Raw genomic sequence first — 19,658 nt, forward strand, 5'->3', positions numbered from 1 at the left:
AAGCGGCTGGATCCCCTGGTCAAGCCGTGGGATGGCGGCAGAGGCTGTTTCCGCTCTCCGCGCAAAAACGCCATTGTCCGGCTTAACCGGACAATCCATGCAGCCTGTCAATGCCGTGATAGAGACCTAGCCTGGACACTTCTTGTAGGTCTTGGAAACAAAGCCCGGTTCGTTCCACGCTTCCTTGGCGACCATCTCCACATACTCATTCTGGGACTGCACCCGCAGCTCTCCGTTGGAATGGATGATGCTCAGATGGTCAGGCCGCGTAATGCCGCTGTCATCGCCGCAGGAAACTAGCACCACATATTCGTTGGTTTCTTGGCCCGGTCCCCAGCTCACAGGTGTGTAGGTGAGGAAGGCGCAGCCAAACTCTGTGCCGGAAATGGCGCCGTCTGAAATCTGCAACCCCTCGCGTTCGCCATATTGGTCCGCAGCGCAGGCTTCAGGCCGTTCCGCATAGGTGTGTTTCAGAAAATCAGGCGCCTTTGACGTTGTCTCCGCCACCGCCCCTAAGGACCCCAACAGCGAAACCGCCACTACCGTTACCAGACCAACCCGCATTTATCGCGCCCCCGATTTGCATAATGTGTGAATTGCCACACAGGCACGACCCTGAAATGATTTGCCTCGCGATGCAATCGCATACGCACAACTCAGGTCCCAAAGGACACACCATGGGCAGCTCAACACTCTGGAAACGCATTGGCATTGGCGCTGGTATCGCCATTCCGGTTCTGGTGCTCATCGGCATCATCGGGTTCCTTCCCCCGCTCCTGACAGCCGCCCAGCGTCAGGAAATTGCCGGCACACCAGCTGATCATGGGATTGCCTATGAGGAAGTGACCCTCACCACATCAGACGGCGTCAACATTCGCGGCTGGTGGATGCCGGACGCAACACCACCTGGCATTGATGACTTCACCGGTGAAGTCATCGATACCCAGGGCGTCATTGTTTTTGTGCATGGTGCCAATTCCAACCGGGCCGCCTCCTTCGTAAACGGATACCCGCTCTTCAAGACGCTTACCAACATGCGTCACCACGTGCTGACCATCGACCTGCGCAATGCTGGCCTGTCTGACGCCTGGGGCTCGGAGAAGCTGGACTGGGGCGAAGCAGAAGCCCTCGATGTGCTTGCTGCGGTCGACTATGCCTATGAGCGCGGCAAGGGCGAGCCGATCATTCCCTTTGGTGTCTCCATGGGCGGCGCTGCAGTCATCAACGCAGCCGTACAGGACAAACGCATTCGCGGTCTCGTCCTGCTCGACCCGATGCTCGACACCTACGACACAATGGTTCACGGCACGGTCGCGGGCACCGGCTTTCCAAAGGCCCTTGCCCACGTAACCACGACCGCTGCGGGCCTCCTCCACGGCGCCCCGGCCTTTTCAGAAACAGCGCTTGATCGCGCCAAGCCCTATGACCGGCCAACGCTCCTCCTGCAGGACGAAAAAGACCCGGTGAACCGCACCATCCACGCGCAGGCGCTTGCCGAGGCCAACCGCAACATCGATCTATGGATCGCGCCGCACCCTGCCGAAGATCACCCCCGCCTCGCCTCAGCGGGCCTTTGGGGCACACACGTCGCCGCCTTTGAGCTGTACCCGGACGAAGTAACAGCCCTGCTGCAAGCCTACCTCACCATGGTGCACGCCATTTGCGATGCAGAAGACGCAGAAGCCGAACTCGCGGCGTCAGCAAACGCTGCAACAGCAAACTAGAGGTCCGTCATGACCATAAGTGAGACCGGTCTGCCGTCTTCAAGTGCCCTCAACGCCCTGCGCGTGCGCGGTGACTTTCTTGACTGCTTCTTCGGCCCCCACGGACCAACCCAGGTCACCACCATGGAAGCCGCGCACATTGCGATGTCGCAAATGCCCAAATGGGCCACCACCCTCATGGCCGCGCGCAACGCCATCGTCGGCCCCCTTGGCCTCAAGACAGGGTCATCTGCCCCACCACCGCCGCCCCCTGCACAGACCGGCGTCGGCGACAGCATTGGCATTTTCAAGATCATGAGTGCGTCGGACACGGAAGTCGTGGTGGGCGAAGACGACCGACACCTCAACTTCAGGGCGTCCATCTTCAAGGATGAGGCCGGGTTCTATCTGGCCACGTGGGTCAAGCCACACAATCTGGCCGGCCATGCCTACCTCGCCACCATCATGGTGTTCCACAAACTGATCGTGAGGGACGCCGTCAGGCGAATTGTGATGCCGCATCCTGCGACATAACTTCCCCTTGCTCCCCCACCCAAGCGGACTAGAATTTCTCCCATGGCAATTTTTGATTATCTCATTCCCATCGCCCTGGCAGCCGTCGCCCTTGTGCTGGTAGCGGGCCTCTTGAACATGTGGCGTGCAGGCAGTGCAGAGCAGGCCTCGCGCTCGCAGATGTTGATGCGCTGGCGCGTCATTCTGCAGTTTGTGGCGATCCTCATCATCATTGCGGCGTTCTGGTTCCAGGGTTTCCGCCCTTAACCCTGCGCTCCAGAAGGCCTTTTCATTTGGCCCCCGCGTTCCGATATGATCCTGCATGCCTAATTGGGCACGCGCCACGCAGGACGGGACACAACCCATGCCAGACTCCAATGAGCACGATCCTCAGCAACAGAGCGGGCCCCAGACCGGCCCCCATACCGACCTCGTCCACGACCCTGTAAGCAGCCGCCGCGAAGATCGCTGGGCGCTGTTCTGGGATGTGATGGTTTTCCAGCTGAAACTCGGCCTTGATGCCCTGCGCGACCTCGTCTTGAGCCCCCTGTCCTTCGGCGCCCTGCTGCTCGGCGTCATCGCAGGCGGCGACAAGCCCTACCAGTATTTTGAACGCCTGCTGCGCTTTGGCCGCCAGACCGAGCGGATCATCAATCTGTTTGGCACAGCCCGCGTGCCCTACGACCCCTATGAAGGCACGTCAGACAATCTCGCCGTCGACCGGCTGTTCTCCAATGTCGAAGACATGCTCAGACGCAATGTGGACGGCAGCGAAAAGGCATCGTCCGCCAAGACCAAAGTGGACGAGACAATCGATGAGCTTGAAGCCCGCCTTGAAAAGCTGAGGGCAAAGGCAAAACAACGGTTTGAGAGCGGCCCCACGGTCTGACGGCCTGACGGTCGCAGCGGACAGGCATCACACCTGTTTCTGTTCGGTATGCGTCTTGATAGCGGCGACGATGTTCTCCAAAGCCTCCGCCGATGACGCCTTGAGACCGTCATAGGCTTGAAAGACATGCGGCATGTCCGCCCAGACATCGATGGAGATGTCCGCCCCCTTCTCCTTTTGCACCTGTGCAAACTCCACAATCATGTCCCGCAGAACTTCACGCCCGCCTGCCTGCAGATAGATCGGCGCCAGCCCGCTGTAATCCTGATAGATGGGTGATAGCGCTTCGCGTCCAAAGGCACCTTCGGGGTCAAGCCACTCCCCGAATTTGAGGGCCATCCATCCCTGCACCAGATCGTACCGGTCATTGTCTCGCAGGCTGGCGCCACGGTCGCCAATGTCCGTCCACGGACATAATCCAATGCACAGCGCCGGCTGCTCCAACCCCTGAGCCTTCAGGGCTTGCAACAGCATCAGGGACATGTGCCCACCGGCACTGTCGCCGATCACCACAATGTCCTTGGGCGCAACGGTCTGGGTCACATAGGTCCAGGCCGCAAACGCGTCTTCCGCCTGAGCCGGGTGGGGATGTTCAGGCGTCAGGCGGTAGTCCGGCGCAAAGACAGAGGCCCCCGTATGGTGCGCCAGCATGGCCGCAAAGCGCGCGCTGACGCCGCCGTGAAACGTGTAGCCACCGCCATGGAGATACAGAAGCGTCACGCCCGAGCTTTCCGCCTTTGGCCGATACCAGCACCCATTGGAGTCGGCAGTGAGCTCTTTGCTGACGTCATACACATCATCCGTTTCCGGTTGGACGCTGTCGAACAGCAGCCGACCGCGCGCGATGTCTCCCCCCGTCATGGCGGCGGTAAACTGGTGACGCACAAAGCGGATACCGATTTCCAGATTGGCGTCCCAGTCCGGCGCCAGACGACGCCCAACCGCGTGCCGCAGATAGGTTGAGATTGCTATCCGGTTAAGGGTCGCAAAACTCTTCAGACGCAACATCAAGGGACCGGAGAAGTGCAATTTCGTCATGGCGGATACCTCGCATAAAGACTGCCCCTTTATTGTCCGCACACGCCGTCGCTTATAGAATGATTGCGTCAGTTTGGAGTGTGATGATGAAGCCCGTGTCAAAGCTGCAATTGCCGCCATCGCCGCTGTCCGGCTGCGTGTTTGCCGCAATTTGTCGCGACACACGCGGGGCTGCACTGTCTGACGAGGACAGGGTTTCCTATTTCCCAGCGTCACCACTCGTGACGCTCACCCTGGTGCGCACCGGCAAGCTCTACATGCTTCCCCCAGGACGGGACTGGCACGACGTCAGTGACCTGTCCCCGCTGCCACGACTGTCCGCGACCCCGCCCACAGATGTCCCGATTTCAAGTTGGGCACCCGACGACATCGAAGCCATATCGTTCGGGATTTACCCTGATGCATGGGTGCAGCTGGGAGGCGACACCGGGTTTTCACACATACCCCCGGGCCTCCAGGCAGCCGTCGACGCCTTTGATGCTCATGACGACGTGGACGCAGGCTGGTCTGCATTCAGCACCTCTCTTGAAAAGGTCTGGGCCGCCGAGAGGCGGTCATGGCCCGCAGTCACGAGCATATCTGACTGGGTTAGAGGGTTGATGGTCCGCACACTGACCACCGGGCGCGGAAAAAGCCTGCGGTCGCTGGAGCGCCGCCTCAAAAGGTTCAGCGGACAATCCAAACGCGCGCTGGATTTCCATGCATCATTCGACAATCTGCACCGCGTTTTCTACCAGCACCCCAAAAGCCCGCTCGCTGAGATTGCCGTCGAAGCGGGATATTCAGACCAGTCCCATATGGGCCGCGCCGTGCGACGGGCCACAGGCTTTTCGCCCGCCCATCTCAACCGCAGGATCGACACGGATGAGGCCTTCTGGTGCTACCGGGTGCTCGGCGAGCGATTCTGACAGCCTCTCACAGCCAAAAAGTGGCTCAAAAGCCTCAAGAAAACCCAAGACACTTGGGCTATGGCTTTTCCACGCGTTGTCCTAGACTCGCTTCATCGCAGCACGTTTGTTGCGGCACCCGTCGGCCAGGACCCAACGCCCATGTTCATCCCGATCCATGATGACAATCCCCTCAAGGTGATCTCGTTTCAGCGCGTCACCGTCGCGCTGATTGTCACAAATGTGCTCGTGTTCCTGTGGCAGACATCCCTTGCCCCCGGCGAGATCATTGCCGCTGACCAGGCCTTTGGTGTCGTGCCCGCAGCCCTGCTCGGCGGATTGCCGGACTTCGGCGCCTTCCCCGAAGAGTTGGCCCTCATCACCTATATGTTCCTGCACGCCGACGTCTGGCATCTGGGCGGCAACATGCTGTTCCTGTGGGTGCTTGGCGACAATGTGGAAGATGACCTGGGGCACATGCGCTATCTGGTCTTCTATCTGCTGTGTGGCATCGCCGGAGCGCTCCTGTTTGCGGCTCTCAAGGTTGATTCGACGATTCCGCTGATTGGCGCCAGTGCCGCCACATCAGGGCTGGTAGCCGCCTATTTGATGCTTCATCCGCGCGTAAAAATGTGGGCCGTGCTGGTTTTGCGTGTGCCGCTCTACATCCCCGCCTGGGCCGTTCTGGGCGGCTGGATGGCCTTTCAGGTGGTCATGGTCGTAGCGGATCCCGGCAGCCCCACCGCCTGGTGGGGCCATATTGGCGGTTTTCTGGCGGGTGTGGTGCTCACACCCTTCATGAAACGCGCTGGAGTGCCCCTGTTTGGCGGTTCCAACGAGAGTGCAGCCAAGTGACGCGGGCCTAGGCGCCCCAAACACCCTCGTTTTGGCCAATCCGCGCAATAAATGCTCTTCAAACAGGGTCGGGTCTTCGCGTTGACTCGCCTTTAGGGGACAAGTACGTTCCCGCACCGCAACAATACTCGGTGAGCAATCATCGGGTTTGCTTGGTTTTCCGCTCGCGCCCAAGGCGATTGGCTCCAAAAGCTGACCGGCCAAAGCGCGGCATCCAGAAACGAAGCTCCCTAACAAGTTTCGCAATCTCGGAGACTGCCTCCATGAAAGTGCTCGTGCCCATCAAGCGCGTGGTCGATTACAACGTGAAGGTCCGCGTAAAAGCAGACCAGTCCGGCGTTGAACTGGCCAACGTGAAAATGTCGATGAACCCATTCGACGAAATCGCTGTTGAAGAGGCCATCCGCCTCAAGGAAGCCGGAACGGCCGACGAAGTCATCGTCGTCTCCATCGGCCCACAGCAGTGCCAGGAAACAATCCGTACTGCCCTCGCCATGGGCGCCGATCGCGGCATTCTGGTGAAGACAGACGACAAGGTTGAGCCGCTCAACGTTGCCAAGATCCTCAAAGGCGTCGTCGAGGCTGAAAGCCCAGAACTCGTCATCCTTGGCAAGCAGGCCATTGATGATGACGCTAACCAGACCGGCCAGATGCTCGCAGCACTGCTCGGCTGGGGCCAGGGCACATTCGCTGCCAGCATCGAAAAGGCTGACAGCAAGCTCACCGTAGTGCGCGAAATTGACGGCGGCACACAGACCGTGTCCCTCAACCTGCCGGCCATCGTGACCGCAGACCTGCGCCTCAACGAGCCGCGCTATGCATCCCTGCCCAACATCATGAAGGCGAAGAAGAAGCCGATTGATGAAAAGGCACCGGCAGACTTCGGTGGTGACACCGCAGCCCGCCTGAACGTCCTCAAAGTGACCGAGCCGCCGGAACGTGAAGCTGGCATCAAGGTCGAGACCGTTGCTGATCTTGTCGGCAAGCTCAAAGAAGAAGGGGTTATCTAATGACAACGCTCCTTATTGCAGAACACTCAAACGACGCCCTCAATGATGCCACTGCCAAGGCCCTGACGGCCGCAGCGCAGATCGGCAGCGACGTGCACATTCTCGTCGCCGGTGAAGGCTGTGGTGCAGCGGCTGAAGCTGCGTCCAAGCTTGAAGGTGCCGCCAAGGTGCTGGTTGCGGATGACGCCCAGTACGCAAAGCAGGTTGCCGAGCCCATGGCCGCTCTCATCGTCAGCCTCGCTGGCGATTACGATGCGATCCTGTCTGCGGCAACAACAAATGGCAAAAACTACATGCCACGCGTTGCTGCTCTTCTGGACGTGGCACAGATCTCGGAAATCATGTCAGTGGAAGCCGCTGACACGTTCACCCGCCCGATCTATGCCGGTAACGCCATCGAGCACGTGCAGTCCACAGACGCCAAGAAGGTCATCACGGTGCGTACCGCGTCCTTCGCTGCGGCTGGTGACGGCGGTTCGGCTGCTGTTGAAAATGTTGCGGCTGCTGACAACCCCGGCCTGTCTGAATTCGTCGGCGAAGAGCTGACCAAGTCCGACCGTCCGGAACTGACAGCTGCCAAGGTCATCATCTCTGGTGGTCGCGGCATGCAGAACGGCGAAAACTTCGCCATGCTGGACAGCGTCGCTGACAAGCTGGGTGCTGCTGTGGGTGCTTCGCGCGCCGCAGTGGACGCAGGCTTCGTTCCCAACGATTACCAGGTCGGCCAGACCGGCAAGATCGTTGCTCCTGAGCTCTACATCGCGGTTGGCATCTCTGGTGCCATTCAGCACCTTGCCGGCATGAAGGATTCCAAGGTCATCGTTGCCATCAACAAGGATGAAGAAGCCCCGATCTTCCAGGTTGCCGATTACGGCCTGGTTGCGGACCTCTTCAACGCCGTGCCCGAACTCGACGAAGAGCTCGGCAAAGTTCTCTAAGCACCATCTCCCTTCAGGAGATAGGACTTAAACACGCTACGCTTGCCCGGAACCTTGGTGCATACTGTGCCCACAAGGTTCCGGGCAGCTTTTTTTGAAGGCCGGTCTGCTGCCGGCAACCAGTACATGCGTGACGCTGATAGCGGGCCCTTATCAGCGGACCAGAAGCAGGACAAACCTTATGAAAATCGGAACCGTTGGTGTGATTGGCGCAGGCCAGATGGGCAATGGCATTGCCCATGTGTGCGCCCTGTCAGGTCTTGATGTCATTCTCCACGATGTGGACGAAGGCGCGGTTGAGCGCGGCCTTGCCACCATCAACGGCAACCTTGCCCGCCAGGTCGCCAAGGGCACCATTGACGACGCCGCCCGCGATGCCGCCATGTCCCGCATCCGCGCGTCCGGTGGCCTTGAAGCCCTGTCCGCCTGCGACCTCGCCATTGAAAGCGCCACCGAAGAAGAACAGGTGAAGCGCAAGATTTTTGCAGATGTCTGCCCGGTCCTGTCCGAGCACGCCATCCTCGCAACCAACACCTCGTCCATTTCCATCACGCGCCTTGCGGCCTCAACCGATCGCCCGGAACGCTTCATGGGCATTCATTTCATGAATCCCGTGCCTCGCATGGAACTGGTGGAACTCGTCCGCGGCATCGCAACGGATGAAGACACGTTCAAGGAATGCAAAAGCTTCGTCGATCACATCGGCAAGAAGGCGACTGTTGCGGAAGACTTCCCGGCCTTCATCGTCAACCGCATCCTGCTGCCCATGATCAACGAAGCGATCTACACCCTCTATGAAGGCGTCGGCAGCGTTGAAGCCATCGACACTGCCATGAAGCTGGGCGCCAACCACCCGATGGGCCCGCTGGAACTGGCAGATTTCATCGGCCTCGATACCTGCCTGTCCATCATGCAGGTGCTGTATGAGGGTCTGGCGGATTCCAAATACCGCCCCTGCCCCCTGCTTGTGAAATATGTCGAAGCAGGCTGGCTTGGTCGTAAAGCAAACCGCGGCTTTTATGACTATCGCGGTGAGACCCCGGTCCCGACTCGCTAATGTCCATGGCGGCGCTTGCCGGTAAGATTTACAACTATTAATTGAACATCAAATCAACCTGTGGTTTCAAAGAAATCAAAGGGTTAGCGACTCGCGTTAACCATAATGCGGATGGGTTTTCACCAACGCTGTTAACCTCTGACAATTTGTCGTTACATACGCCTGTATTAACAACCATTCATATTCAGTGTGTGTTCGTGAGTAACGATCCTTCAGCGCCTTATGGCGATATCGACATTACTTTTCTTTCGGAACCCGAGCACCCAGGTGCAATAAAGCTTTGGAAGTACTGGCAGAGCAAATGCGCGAACCGGCTAATCCCGGATCGTGCAGACATGAATTTTGCCGATGTGCCGGAAATCGCCCCCAATCTGCTCATAGCCGAGCGGGTCGAGGGGACAGAAGATTTTCGCATGCGCCTGTTCGGCTCGGCGCTGACGCAGATCACCGGCGAGGAACGAACCGGAAAGCTGCTGCAGGAATTTGGCGTCCCTGAAACCAAGACGCGGGCGCGCTGGCAGGCAGTCATGGAAGAGGTCGCAAGAACAAAGCACCCGGTTTTCATCAAGGCCGGCGGCTCCCGCGACGAGACGTCTCACCTGATTTTTCACGGGATCGCCCTGCCGCTCACCAATGGCGGCAGCGGCATCGAACAGTTCTTGGGCGCGCTGTTTACAAATTACTCCAGCGACGAGCAGGACTAGGCATCAGCCACCTGCCGTGGCGGCACCTGCCTCGTCAGCCTGACCGGCAGCAATGGCAGCCCGAACAAGCGCCACTGCGTCCGGGTCATCCCAGTGGGCCGGCCCCACAAGGCGCCCAAGGCTTTTCCCGTCACGCCCGATCAGCAACGTCGTTGGAAGGCCAAAGGCGCCCAATCGGGTGCCCATGCGGCCGGTCTTGTCGTGATAGAGCGCCAGATGCTTGATCTCGATTTCCTCAAGAAAGTCCTTCGGCTTTTCAATGCCGCCTCGGTCAAGGCTCAACGCCAGCACCAGAAAGTCATCGCTGCCGGCTTCAGCCTGAAGCGCGTCCAGTGCGGGCATCTCTTCGCGGCACGGTGCGCACCATGTGGCCCACAGGTTGAGCAGCACAACACGGCCGGTGAAATCAGCCAATGTCAGCGGATTACCATCCCCATCAACAAACTCAATGGCCTCAAGCGGCAACGGCTCGCGGGCGGCCACAAAGTTCTGAACCGCCCCCACCGCATAGGGCTTTAAAGCCCCGGCAATTGCCGCAGGCGTCCCTGGCTCTTCAGAGGTGCCATCACCCAATTTGCCACCGAATGGCATGCCGTATAGAACCGCCGCAATACCCGCTGCCAGTATGAAGGCAGCCAATTGAAACCTGAGCTTGGGTGAGACTTTCTGCGGGCGTTTCTCGCGGGCCATCGAAGCAGGTTTCCTTGACATGAAGTTACAAGACAAAGCGTGAAAACAATGGGCAACAAAATGTGGGGCGGCCGGTTCGCTGACGGACCAGACGCCATCATGGAGGCAATCAACGTCTCCATCGACTTCGACCAGCGGCTGGCGATGCAGGACCTCGCCGGCAGCCGCGCGCATGCACAAATGTTGTCCGATTGCGGCATTATCTCAAGCGCCGACGTGGCAGAAATCCTTAAAGGACTGGATCAGGTCGAACAAGAGATCGTGAACGGCACCTTCCCGTTCCGGCGCGACCTTGAAGACATCCACATGAATGTCGAAGCCCGCCTGACCGAAATCGTCGGCCCGGCGGCAGGTCGTCTGCATACGGCCCGCTCGCGCAACGATCAGGTGGCAACCGACTTCAAGCTGCATGTGCGCGAACGCCTTGAGGCTTTTGACGAAGGTCTGAAGCAGTTGCAGATCGCCCTGGTCAACCAGGCAGACGCCAACGCAGACACGGTCATGCCGGGCTTTACACATCTGCAGACAGCGCAACCGGTCACCTTTGGCCATCACTGCCTGGCCTATGTGGAAATGCTGGCGCGCGACCGCAGCCGGTTCATGGACGCGCACGCCCGCGCAGGCCAAAGCCCGCTGGGCTCAGCAGCCCTCGCTGGCACGTCCTTCCCCATCAACCGGGAACAGACGGCCAAGGCCCTTGGCTTCGACGGCCCCACCCGCAACTCGCTTGACGCCGTTGCGGATCGCGACTTCGTGCTTGAAACCCTGTCGGCTGCCAGCATCTGCTCCATCCACCTGTCACGGCTGGCCGAAGAAATCGTCATCTGGACGTCGGCCCAGTTCAACTTCGTGCGCCTGCCAGACAAGTTTTCCACCGGCTCATCCATCATGCCGCAGAAGCGCAACCCGGATGCCGCTGAACTCGTGCGCGCCAAGCCCGGCCGCATCATCGGTGCCCTGACAAGCCTGCTGGTCATGCTCAAGGGTCTGCCCATGACCTATTCAAAGGACATGCAGGAAGACAAAGAGCCCGCCTTCGACGGCATGGACGCCCTCGACCTCGCCATTGCCGCAATGACCGGCATGATGGCCGATCTCACGGTCAACAAACCCGCCATGCGTGAAAGCGCCGGCAAGGGATTTTCAACTGCAACAGACCTTGCGGACTGGCTGGTGCGTGCCCTCGACATGCCCTTCCGTGATGCCCATCACGTGACCGGACGCCTTGTGGCGGCTGCCGAAGCAAAAGGCTGCGACCTTGATGGCCTGACCCTGGAAGAGATGCGCGAAGCCGAGCCAAAGATCACCACAGAAGTTTTTGACGTGCTGGGCCTCGACAACTCGGTCAAAAGCCGCACAAGCTTTGGCGGAACGTCGCCCGATAATGTCCGGGCACAGGTCGCATTCTGGCGGGAACAGCTTTCATGAGCGCTATATTGAGCAAGACAGCCCATCTGACCCTTGCGGTTGCGCTGGCGGCCGCAGTGTCGGCGTGCGGCGTGCGCGGCAGCCTTGTGCCGCCAGAAGGCAGCAAGGTCCTGATTGAAAAGTCGGACGGCGACCGCTTCCCAGCCCCCGCGCCTGCCGAAGAAACCGAAGAAAACTAAGTAACCAGATGCACCATTTCGCCTACAAGAACGGCGCACTCCACGCTGAAGACGTCGCCCTGTCCGCCATCGCGGACGAGGTGGGCACGCCCTTTTATTGCTATTCCACAGCAACATTGGAGCGCCACTACCGCGTGTTCTCCGAGGCCTTCAAGCAGGGCACCGGCGGCAACCCGGCGCTCGTGTGCTTCTCGGTCAAATCAAACTCGAACCTCGCCGTCGTCTCGACACTCGCGCGCATGGGTGCCGGGGCCGACGTTGTATCGCAGGGCGAAATCCGCATTGCGCGTGCGGCAGGCATCCCGGCAGACAAGATCGTTTTCTCCGGTGTCGGCAAGAAGCGCGACGAGATGGCCTACGCGCTGGACGCCGGCATCCTCATGTTCAATGTGGAAAGCGAACCTGAGCTTGAAGCCCTCAATGAGGTCGCGCTCGCCAAGAACACGCGCGCGCCAATCTCCCTGCGCGTCAACCCGGACGTGGATGCCAATACCCACGTGAAAATCACCACGGGCAAAGCGGAAAACAAGTTCGGCATTGCCTGGGAGCGCGCTCATGCTGTCTACGCACGCGCTGCTGAACTGCCGGGCATCGAGATTGTCGGCGTTGATGTGCACATAGGCAGCCAGATCACATCCCTTGATCCGTTCCGCGCAGCCTTCGCCAAGGTGGCAGAGCTTGTCCGTGAACTGAAAGATCAGGGCCATGACGTGCGCAACGTCGATCTCGGCGGCGGTCTTGGCATCCCCTACATGCAGGGTAATGAGCCACCACCCCACCCGGACGAATATGGCCGCATCGCCTGTGATGCGTTCGCCGACCTTGACGTGCGCCTGCTGTTCGAGCCCGGCCGCATCATCGCAGGCAATGCCGGCGTGCTGGTGACGGAAGTGACATACGTAAAGAACGGTGAGGCGAAAGACTTTCTGATTCTCGACGCCGGCATGAACGACCTGATCCGCCCAACACTCTATGACGCCTGGCACGACATGCTTCCCCTCAAGGAAGCTGATGCAGATGCCCCTCGTCTCAAGGCTGATATCGTCGGCCCGGTCTGTGAAAGTGGCGATACCTTCGCAAAGGATCGTGAACTTCCAGCGCTTGCTCAGGGCGACCGTCTCGCTATCCTCTCTGCTGGAGCATATGGCGCGGTTCAGGCTTCCACCTACAACGCGCGCCCCCTTGTGGCTGAGGTAATGGTCAACGGGGATCAGTGGTCCGTGGTTCGCGAGCGCCAAACTTATGACGCTTTGCTGGCCGACAACCGCATGCCGGGCTGGCTGGACACATAACGTCCACGATTCTGCGCCCGTCAGGTGGAAACCTGAGATTGCCCCGAAAGGGCTCAAGGAGCGCGCATTTTGGCCGATAAGGCAGACAAAACAGGCATCAAGACGGGCTGGTCCAGCAGCCCTGAAGATGCCCTGCCCAAGGGTCTGGGCCCCAAGGTCGCCATTACCCGCGCCAGCCTGGTCTGGGAGGCCCTGTGGCCCGCCCTGCTCGGCCCCGCCTGCCTTGCGGGCCTCTACGCCTCCGTGTCGCTGATCGACGGCTGGAGCCTCCTGCCGGGCATCGTCCAGTGGCTTGCCTTCCTCGGCGTCATTGCTGGCAGCGGGTGGTTTCTCTACGCCAACCTAAAAAATGTTTCATGGCCCGGTAAGGCAAACGCCCTGCGGCGCATCGAGACACGGTCCGGCCTCAAGCACCGTCCGCTGTCCTCACTCGAAGACGCCCGCGCTGACTTCATCGGCAATCGCGCAGATGGTGCTGCCCTTTGGGAGCAGCACCTCGCACAGATGGAAGCCGCCGCGCAAAGTGCGCAGGCCGTGACGCCAAAATCAAAAGCCCCACAGCTCGACCAATACGCCTTGCGGGCTGCCACCCTGCTGCTGCTCGCAAGCGCTCTGGTGTATGCGGGTCGCGACGCCCCCGCCCGCCTTGCTGAAAACCTGTTGCCCGGTGGCGCACTGGGAGGCGCTTCAAGCACCATCGCCTTTGACGCATGGATCACACCTCCGGCCTACACGGCCGTACCGCCCCTCTTCCTCAACACAGTGCAGCAGACCGGCGGCGACACGCCCAACACAGTCACCGTGCCTGAGGGAAGTGTTCTCACCGCACGGGTCTACGGCGCCTCCTCGGCAGAAGCACGCCTTGCCGACACAGGCACGGATTTTGAACCGGATGTATCAGGCGCCCATGAGATTGCCCTGGTGCTTGATCAAAGCGGCCCCCTCCAGATCATCGCCAACGGGCGGACACTGGATGAGTTCGGCATTGCGCTGAAGCCCGACACCAACCCGCAAATTCTGTTCACCGAAGGCGACGCCCTTTCTGTCACCGCACAGCTCTCGCTCGCCATCGGCTATGACCTGCTGGACGATTACGGCATCACCCGTGCAGAGATGCGCATCACCCTGCCCCAGCCTGAAGACGTCAGCACCACAGAAGATGCAACCGCCGGTGACGGCACCGCGCAGACGGATATCGGCGCCCTTGCAGCTGTTGAACCGCCCGTCCTCAAATTACCGCTGCCATCTGCACGCGTCGTCGATGCGGAAGGCGAATTCGCCTACAAGGATCTCACCAGCCATCCCTGGGCAGGTCTTCAGGTGGCGATCACCCTTGCAGCCTTTGACGAAGCAGAGCAGGAAGGCACCAGCCAGACGCGCATCATGCGCCTGCCCCAGCGCCGCTTCACAGACCCCGTTGCCCGCGCGGTCATTGAACAGCGCCAGCGCCTTGCCCGCACTCCGGATGAAGCCCCGCAGGTGGCCGTGGCCCTGAATGCCCTGACGCTTCACGCCGACAGATATTACGAGACCGCAAACGACTATCTGCCTCTGCGCGCCGCCCACTGGCGCCTGCGCGGAGCCAGCAATCCCGGCGATCTCGACGGCATCTACGATCTGCTCTGGGACATTGCCCTGCACTTTGAAGACGGCGATCTCTCCTTGGCAGAGTCTGCCCTGCGCGACGCGCAGGACGCCCTGATGGACGCTCTGGCCAATGGCGCACCCGACTCAGAGATCGAGCGCTTGATGGAAGAATTGCGCGACGCCATGGACCAGTTCCTTCAGGCTCTGGCCCAGCAGCAGATGCAGGCCGCCCAGAACGGCGACATGGCGCCCATGGATCCCAACATGCAGTCACTGGAACTCGGTGACCTTGAAAGCATGCTGGACGCCCTCCAGGACCTCGCCCAGTCCGGCTCCCGCGAAGCTGCCCGCCAGCTTTTGTCGGAGCTGCGCCAGATGATGGAAAATCTGGCCACCGGTGCCCCGGGCCAGATGAGCATGACGCCGCCGCAATCAGCCATGAACGACGCCATTGGTCAGATGGGTGAAATCATTGATCAGCAGCGCGCCCTGCAGGATGAAACCGTGCAGGAGGGCAATGCGGGTCAGGAAGGCCAGCAGGGCATGCCCCTTGGCGAAGACGGCACGCAGCAGGGCGGTGAGCAGGGTGGCCAGCAGCAAGGCCGCAATGAAGGTACAGGCTCTGGCGGCACGCTGCAGCAGCGCCAGGAGGATGTGCGCAACAGCCTCAGCCAGCTACGCGAAGGCCTGGACGGCACAGGCGTCGACACCCCGTCTGCCCTTGGCCGCGCTGACCGCGCCATGCGGGAGGCGCAGGAAGCCCTTGAAAGCGGTGACCTTGGCCGCGCGGCTCGCAAACAGGGTGAGGCGATTGAAAATCTGCGCGACGGCGCACAGGCACTGGCAGAAAGCCTGCTCAACGAGTTGGCCATGTCCGGCGAGCAGCAGGGCCAGGATCGTGGCCAGGGAGGCGAAGGTCGCGACCCGTTGGGCCGACCCCAGCGCACCACCGGTCCACAGCAGGGTGACGGTGTGGATGTGCCCGATGAGAGCGAAGTTCAGCGCGCCCGCCGCATTCTGGAAGAACTGCAACGCCGCGCAGGCGACCGCGAGCGGCCACCCATCGAGCTGGACTATCTCAACCGTCTGCTAAAGCGTTTTTAAAAGGTCTTAGGTTTCGTCCGACGGAACCGGCGTTTCGTTGCCGGTGTATTCGCCGGGTTCAACAAACCGCAAAACAAGATCACGCGCCGCCGCCGGTGGGCTGGACAGGCGGGTGACAAACTCTGCCGTCGCACCGGCGTCAAGCTCGGCTTCGGGAATGGCAAAGAAGTAGTGATAGAGCTCCTGGCCTTCTGCATCGCGCAGTGCCACGCGCACACGCGGCACGGACCCACGCTCTTCAGCCACATTCACAATCTCACCACGGATGGAAAGAACCGTGAGGCCGTTCTCGACGGCACTCTCATAAACAACCTGCCGGAATTCCATGCCCTGTTCCGCAACAGGTGTTCCAATCAGTTCGTAGAGTGAAGCTGTCGATGGCCAGTAGCGTGCGATGTCACCCCGGAATGCCCAGGCTGACCCGAAAAACGCAACCACAAACAAAACCAGTGCCGCCCAGCCTACAAGCTCGCCACGCGACCGTTTGGGCGCGGCGGTCGGTTTGAATTTCGCTGGCTTCGAAGCAGCAACATCATCATTCAGATCACCATCGGATGCAGAAAATTCCTCTTCAGGAATGGCTGTTTCTTCAACCGCTGCAGGCCGCTTGATGACCGGCTTGGCGACAGCCGGAGCTTCTTGCGGAGTTTCGTCTGTAGCCTCTTCGGCAGCAGGCGCTGCGGCGGCAGTCTCTGGGGCCGGTTCCGGCTCAGGGGCAGGTGCCGCTTCAACGGGCTCTTCAAGCTCTACGGGCTTGGGTGCATCTTCCGGAGGTGCCTGGAACCACTCATTGTTGCAGCTCGCACAACGCACTTTACGGCCCGGCGCCTTGAAGGCGGCAGCCTTGACCGTGTATCGCGTTTCACATTCCGGGCAGGTGATAATCATGGGCAGGCGGGTAATCTCTCAGTCTCTTAGCCAGCGCTACAGCCAAAGCATGTATGCCGGATTTCGATGTTGCGTGTTTTGCATGTCCCCGATGAACTAGGCAAGTCGAACTAGGCAAGTCGAACTAGGCAAGCAGGCAGGTCCTGAGCAGACAACGCAGCCCCTTCCATAGCAGGTCCTATGGTGCTTGCCTTATCAATGCGCCAAAGTCCGTTAAAACTTGGCTAACCATGCCGCGATTCGCTGCAAATCCGCGTGTTTTGGTGCCAAATAACCCCTTTATGCCCCGCGATCAGACCCGCGCGGCCTTTCTTGATCCCTCCAGCCAGGGCGTGCGTTCCGGTGATCCGCTTCGAAAATGTCGGCCTTCGCTACGGACTGGGTCCTGAAGTCCTGCGCGACATCAGCTTTCATCTGGAACCCGGTGGATTTCATTTCCTCACCGGACCGTCCGGTGCCGGCAAGACATCCCTCCTCAAACTGATGTTCCTGGCGCTGCGCCCGTCCCGCGGCCTCATCACCATGTTTGGCAATGATCTGGCCACCACAAGTCGCCAGCAGCTACCTGCTCTTCGCCGCCGCATCGGTGTGGTCTTTCAGGAGTTCCGCCTGCTCGATCACCTCACGACCTTCGACAATGTGGCGCTTCCCCTGCGCATCGCAGGTCACGACATGGCAGACTACAAGGACGACGTGATCGAACTGCTGCAATGGGTCGGCCTTGGCGAACGCATGCACGCAACACCGGCAACCCTGTCCGGCGGCGAAAAGCAGCGCGCTGCCATCGCCCGCGCCGTCGTTGCCCGCCCGGATGTTCTGTTGGCGGATGAACCAACCGGCAATGTGGACCCTGAAATGGGCATGCGCCTGCTGCGCCTGTTTGAAGAACTCAATCGCTTCGGCACCACCATTCTCATCGCCACCCATGACCACGCTTTGGTGGAACGCTCCGGCGCACCTGTCCTGCATCTGGCAAAGGGTGAGTTGACCCAATGACCGGCGCTGCAAAGAACAAAATGACTGCCCGCACCATGGCCTTCGCCGTGACCCAGCGGGTCGGACAGCGCTTTGGCCTGACAGGTCCAAACAGCCCGGACATGGAAGGTCTGGAACCTGCCAGTGATCTCATGCCCCGTGGGCGCGGCGGCGCGGCCCTGGGCGTGGTCATCGCGGGCATGTGCTACCTCGCCTGCCTTGCTCTGGGCGGTGCCCTCCTGACGTCTGACGCAAGCCGTGCATGGACACAGGATCTCGACAGGGCCCTCACCATTCAGGTTGTCCCCCGCGCCGGCGTGGACGTTGACGCCGAAGCGCAGGCCGTCATTGGCCTGCTTGAGGCCGAACCAAAAATCGCCTCCGTCGAAGCCTTGCCGGAATCTGCGTCCGCCGCCTTGATAGAGCCGTGGCTTGGTGATTCCGATGCCCTGTCAGGCCTGCCCATTCCCCTACTCATCCACGCGGACATGGCGCCGGGCGCCACAATCAACCTCGACATATTGCGGGCACGCCTCAAGGCCGCCGCTCCCAACGCCACTCTCGACACCCACGCCCGCTGGCGCGACGAGCTGGCAGGTGCTGCAACGGTGATTGAACTCGTCGGCATGGGCATCCTTGCCCTCGTCGCCATCACCACCGCAGCCATCGTGGTGTTCGCCACACGCTCTGCTCTTGCCGCAAACCGCGACACCGTTGAAGTGCTGCATCTCATCGGCGCACGCGATACGTTCATAGCCGGTGAAGTACAAAAGCGCTTCCTCACAACCGGTCTCAAGGCCGGTCTTGCAGGCTGGGGTGCTGCAACAATCACCTTCCTGCTGTTTGGCCTGTCCGCCAGTGACGGCGCAGGCATCGTGTCACTGCTGCCGCAATTGCAAATGCCCTGGACGCATTATCTTGTCCTGCTGGCCGTTCCGGTTGCAGCAACAGCACTGACTGCAATTGCCGCGCGCATGACCGTGGTCCGCGCCATGGCGCCCACGCTTTAGCCATATTTTTCAGCCTTTATTTGCCCTGAAAAATGCCCACGTGTTTTCAGTGGGCTGCAGACCTGCGACCATGGCCCTGTGTCCTTCACCAGACGATGCAGAGCAGCCCGGCCAACATGAATGGCACGATATTCGCTGTTAACTGGGGGTCTATGTGGCGGCACGTAAAAACGTGACGGCTATGGGACACCTTGTGAATATCAAACACAGTCTTTCTGCCGATTTTTGAATGTATTGATGCGTAACCGGACGAGAAATTGAACGACCCGATTCCCATTTTCGGACAGTCCAACGGCGAAGAGCGCAGGCGCTTCCGGCCCGTTCGGCTGCTTGTCGTGCTTTTTGCAACGCTTTTTCTCGTCGCTGTCGGCGGCTTCGTCCAGTTCGTCCTGGAAGTCCCCGAACCCGCAGAACAGTCCGCCACAGCGCCCGCCCTTGATGTGGACGCCATCGTGGTCCTCACCGGCGGCCGTGACCGCATCCTTACCGCCATGCAGCTTCTTGAAAGCGGCACGGGATCACGGCTTCTCATTTCCGGCGTCAACACCGATATCACCCGCGAAGATCTTGCAGCCCAGTTCGGCGGTCCCAACACACGCTTTGACTGCTGTGTTGATCTTGGCTTCCGGGCCCGCACCACAATGGGCAATGCAGACGAGACCAAGCGCTGGGCCGACGAGAAAAACTATGCCTCGATTGCGGTCGTCACCAGCGACTATCACATGCCCCGCAGCCTGCTTTTGCTGCGCAGCGAAATGCCTGATGTCACGCTGATCCCGGTTGTCGTGGCAAGCAACAGCGCGAATTCAGACCAACTCTTTGGCAATGTCAGGGTTGCGCGTCTTCTCGTCTCGGAGTACGCGAAATATGTCATTACCCTGCTGCGCACCCGGTTTGGCTAAATCACCTAG

The 19,658-nt window shown here is 60.2% G+C and carries 21 protein-coding genes; 17 read left to right on the forward strand and 4 right to left on the reverse strand.

From position 1 onward, the window contains the following. Positions 1–126: 126 nt before the first annotated feature. The gene (locus ABXH05_RS04815; RefSeq protein WP_353560014.1) at positions 127–564 is read right to left on the reverse strand and encodes a hypothetical protein; all 438 of its coding nucleotides are present in this window, start codon (positions 562–564) and stop codon (positions 127–129) included. 113 nt (positions 565–677) lie between these two features. Here ABXH05_RS04815 and ABXH05_RS04820 point away from each other — a divergent pair, with 113 nt between their 5' ends. The 4 genes from ABXH05_RS04820 (at position 678) to ABXH05_RS04835 (ending at position 3,105) form a co-directional block, all read left to right on the forward strand. After that, positions 678–1,724, forward strand: coding sequence for an alpha/beta hydrolase (locus ABXH05_RS04820; RefSeq protein WP_353560015.1), 1,047 nt, complete (start codon positions 678–680; stop codon positions 1,722–1,724). 9 nt (positions 1,725–1,733) lie between these two features. Next, complete coding sequence (locus ABXH05_RS04825; protein ID WP_353560016.1) at positions 1,734–2,237, forward strand: DUF2867 domain-containing protein; 504 nt, start codon at positions 1,734–1,736, stop codon at positions 2,235–2,237. Positions 2,238–2,279: 42 nt separating this feature from the next. Further along, a complete protein-coding gene (locus ABXH05_RS04830; protein WP_348135964.1) occupies positions 2,280–2,483 on the forward strand; it encodes a twin transmembrane helix small protein in 204 nt (67 codons plus the stop codon). A 97-nt stretch (positions 2,484–2,580) separates the two neighbouring features. Next, complete coding sequence (locus ABXH05_RS04835) at positions 2,581–3,105, forward strand: hypothetical protein (RefSeq protein WP_353560017.1); 525 nt, start codon at positions 2,581–2,583, stop codon at positions 3,103–3,105. Positions 3,106–3,132: 27 nt separating this feature from the next. Here the strand turns inward: ABXH05_RS04835 and ABXH05_RS04840 are convergent, their stop codons facing one another. Beyond that, positions 3,133–4,143 carry an alpha/beta hydrolase gene (locus ABXH05_RS04840; RefSeq protein WP_353560018.1) on the reverse strand — a complete coding sequence of 337 codons (1,011 nt, stop codon included), beginning with the start codon at positions 4,141–4,143 and terminating at the stop codon, positions 3,133–3,135. 86 nt (positions 4,144–4,229) lie between these two features. Between ABXH05_RS04840 and ABXH05_RS04845 the strand changes: the two genes are divergently transcribed. The 6 genes from ABXH05_RS04845 (at position 4,230) to ABXH05_RS04870 (ending at position 9,594) form a co-directional block, all read left to right on the forward strand. Then, positions 4,230–5,051: a helix-turn-helix domain-containing protein gene (locus tag ABXH05_RS04845; protein WP_353560019.1), complete on the forward strand. Its 822-nt coding sequence runs from the start codon at positions 4,230–4,232 to the stop codon at positions 5,049–5,051. A 60-nt stretch (positions 5,052–5,111) separates the two neighbouring features. Further along, complete coding sequence (locus ABXH05_RS04850) at positions 5,112–5,885, forward strand: rhomboid family intramembrane serine protease (protein ID WP_353560020.1); 774 nt, start codon at positions 5,112–5,114, stop codon at positions 5,883–5,885. Positions 5,886–6,148: 263 nt separating this feature from the next. Then, positions 6,149–6,895 (forward strand): electron transfer flavoprotein subunit beta/FixA family protein, encoded by a 747-nt coding sequence (locus ABXH05_RS04855; protein ID WP_348135975.1) that lies wholly within the window; start codon positions 6,149–6,151, stop codon positions 6,893–6,895. Next, positions 6,895–7,833 (forward strand): electron transfer flavoprotein subunit alpha/FixB family protein, encoded by a 939-nt coding sequence (locus ABXH05_RS04860; RefSeq protein ID WP_353560021.1) that lies wholly within the window; start codon positions 6,895–6,897, stop codon positions 7,831–7,833. The genes ABXH05_RS04855 and ABXH05_RS04860 overlap by 1 nt, the downstream gene beginning before the upstream one ends. A gap of 181 nt (positions 7,834–8,014) precedes the next feature. Continuing rightward, positions 8,015–8,890, forward strand: coding sequence for a 3-hydroxybutyryl-CoA dehydrogenase (locus ABXH05_RS04865; RefSeq protein WP_353560022.1), 876 nt, complete (start codon positions 8,015–8,017; stop codon positions 8,888–8,890). A gap of 41 nt (positions 8,891–8,931) precedes the next feature. After that, on the forward strand, positions 8,932–9,594 hold the full coding sequence (locus tag ABXH05_RS04870) for a PAS domain-containing protein (RefSeq protein ID WP_353560023.1): 663 nt from the start codon (positions 8,932–8,934) through the stop codon (positions 9,592–9,594). Between the two features lie 3 nt (positions 9,595–9,597). On the opposite strand, the gene ABXH05_RS04875 is transcribed toward ABXH05_RS04870, so the two are convergent. After that, positions 9,598–10,284 carry a TlpA family protein disulfide reductase gene (locus tag ABXH05_RS04875; RefSeq protein ID WP_353560024.1) on the reverse strand — a complete coding sequence of 229 codons (687 nt, stop codon included), beginning with the start codon at positions 10,282–10,284 and terminating at the stop codon, positions 9,598–9,600. A 48-nt stretch (positions 10,285–10,332) separates the two neighbouring features. On the opposite strand from ABXH05_RS04875, the gene argH reads away from it, so the two are divergent. The 4 genes from argH to ABXH05_RS04895 all read left to right on the forward strand — a co-directional run bounded on the left by argH (position 10,333) and on the right by ABXH05_RS04895 (position 15,874). Next, positions 10,333–11,712: an argininosuccinate lyase gene (argH, locus tag ABXH05_RS04880; protein ID WP_353560025.1), complete on the forward strand. Its 1,380-nt coding sequence runs from the start codon at positions 10,333–10,335 to the stop codon at positions 11,710–11,712. After that, entirely contained in the window at positions 11,709–11,891 is a 183-nt protein-coding gene (gene lptM / locus ABXH05_RS04885; protein WP_353560026.1) for an LPS translocon maturation chaperone LptM, read from the forward strand. Before argH ends, lptM begins: the two co-directional genes overlap by 4 nt. 8 nt (positions 11,892–11,899) lie before the next feature. Further along, positions 11,900–13,183: a diaminopimelate decarboxylase gene (gene lysA / locus ABXH05_RS04890; RefSeq protein ID WP_353560027.1), complete on the forward strand. Its 1,284-nt coding sequence runs from the start codon at positions 11,900–11,902 to the stop codon at positions 13,181–13,183. A gap of 69 nt (positions 13,184–13,252) precedes the next feature. Beyond that, positions 13,253–15,874: a TIGR02302 family protein gene (locus ABXH05_RS04895; RefSeq protein ID WP_353560028.1), complete on the forward strand. Its 2,622-nt coding sequence runs from the start codon at positions 13,253–13,255 to the stop codon at positions 15,872–15,874. 6 nt (positions 15,875–15,880) lie between these two features. On the opposite strand, the gene ABXH05_RS04900 is transcribed toward ABXH05_RS04895, so the two are convergent. Then, a complete protein-coding gene (locus ABXH05_RS04900; RefSeq protein ID WP_353560029.1) occupies positions 15,881–16,762 on the reverse strand; it encodes an MJ0042-type zinc finger domain-containing protein in 882 nt (293 codons plus the stop codon). A gap of 342 nt (positions 16,763–17,104) precedes the next feature. On the opposite strand from ABXH05_RS04900, the gene ftsE reads away from it, so the two are divergent. From ftsE to ABXH05_RS04915, 3 genes are all read left to right on the forward strand, one after another. Further along, positions 17,105–17,758 (forward strand): cell division ATP-binding protein FtsE, encoded by a 654-nt coding sequence (gene ftsE, locus ABXH05_RS04905; protein WP_348135990.1) that lies wholly within the window; start codon positions 17,105–17,107, stop codon positions 17,756–17,758. Then, positions 17,755–18,747: a cell division protein FtsX gene (locus tag ABXH05_RS04910; protein ID WP_353560030.1), complete on the forward strand. Its 993-nt coding sequence runs from the start codon at positions 17,755–17,757 to the stop codon at positions 18,745–18,747. The genes ftsE and ABXH05_RS04910 overlap by 4 nt, the downstream gene beginning before the upstream one ends. A gap of 257 nt (positions 18,748–19,004) precedes the next feature. Further along, complete coding sequence (locus ABXH05_RS04915; RefSeq protein WP_353560031.1) at positions 19,005–19,649, forward strand: YdcF family protein; 645 nt, start codon at positions 19,005–19,007, stop codon at positions 19,647–19,649. Positions 19,650–19,658: the final 9 nt, after the last annotated feature.

It is taken from the genome of Pyruvatibacter sp. HU-CL02332, from assembly GCF_040362765.1.
Lineage (GTDB): Bacteria > Pseudomonadota > Alphaproteobacteria > CGMCC-115125 > CGMCC-115125 > Pyruvatibacter.

Coding starts and splice junctions, on each gene's coding strand:
- ABXH05_RS04815 (WP_353560014.1), bottom strand. CDS start 564: ATGCGGGTTGGTCTGGTAACGGTAGTGGCGGTTTCGCTGTTGGGGTCC.
- ABXH05_RS04820 (WP_353560015.1), top strand. CDS start 678: ATGGGCAGCTCAACACTCTGGAAACGCATTGGCATTGGCGCTGGTATC.
- ABXH05_RS04825 (WP_353560016.1), top strand. CDS start 1,734: ATGACCATAAGTGAGACCGGTCTGCCGTCTTCAAGTGCCCTCAACGCC.
- ABXH05_RS04830 (WP_348135964.1), top strand. CDS start 2,280: ATGGCAATTTTTGATTATCTCATTCCCATCGCCCTGGCAGCCGTCGCC.
- ABXH05_RS04835 (WP_353560017.1), top strand. CDS start 2,581: ATGCCAGACTCCAATGAGCACGATCCTCAGCAACAGAGCGGGCCCCAG.
- ABXH05_RS04840 (WP_353560018.1), bottom strand. CDS start 4,143: ATGACGAAATTGCACTTCTCCGGTCCCTTGATGTTGCGTCTGAAGAGT.
- ABXH05_RS04845 (WP_353560019.1), top strand. CDS start 4,230: ATGAAGCCCGTGTCAAAGCTGCAATTGCCGCCATCGCCGCTGTCCGGC.
- ABXH05_RS04850 (WP_353560020.1), top strand. CDS start 5,112: ATGGCTTTTCCACGCGTTGTCCTAGACTCGCTTCATCGCAGCACGTTT.
- ABXH05_RS04855 (WP_348135975.1), top strand. CDS start 6,149: ATGAAAGTGCTCGTGCCCATCAAGCGCGTGGTCGATTACAACGTGAAG.
- ABXH05_RS04860 (WP_353560021.1), top strand. CDS start 6,895: ATGACAACGCTCCTTATTGCAGAACACTCAAACGACGCCCTCAATGAT.
- ABXH05_RS04865 (WP_353560022.1), top strand. CDS start 8,015: ATGAAAATCGGAACCGTTGGTGTGATTGGCGCAGGCCAGATGGGCAAT.
- ABXH05_RS04875 (WP_353560024.1), bottom strand. CDS start 10,284: ATGGCCCGCGAGAAACGCCCGCAGAAAGTCTCACCCAAGCTCAGGTTT.
- argH (WP_353560025.1), top strand. CDS start 10,333: ATGGGCAACAAAATGTGGGGCGGCCGGTTCGCTGACGGACCAGACGCC.
- lptM (WP_353560026.1), top strand. CDS start 11,709: ATGAGCGCTATATTGAGCAAGACAGCCCATCTGACCCTTGCGGTTGCG.
- lysA (WP_353560027.1), top strand. CDS start 11,900: ATGCACCATTTCGCCTACAAGAACGGCGCACTCCACGCTGAAGACGTC.
- ABXH05_RS04900 (WP_353560029.1), bottom strand. CDS start 16,762: ATGATTATCACCTGCCCGGAATGTGAAACGCGATACACGGTCAAGGCT.
- ABXH05_RS04910 (WP_353560030.1), top strand. CDS start 17,755: ATGACCGGCGCTGCAAAGAACAAAATGACTGCCCGCACCATGGCCTTC.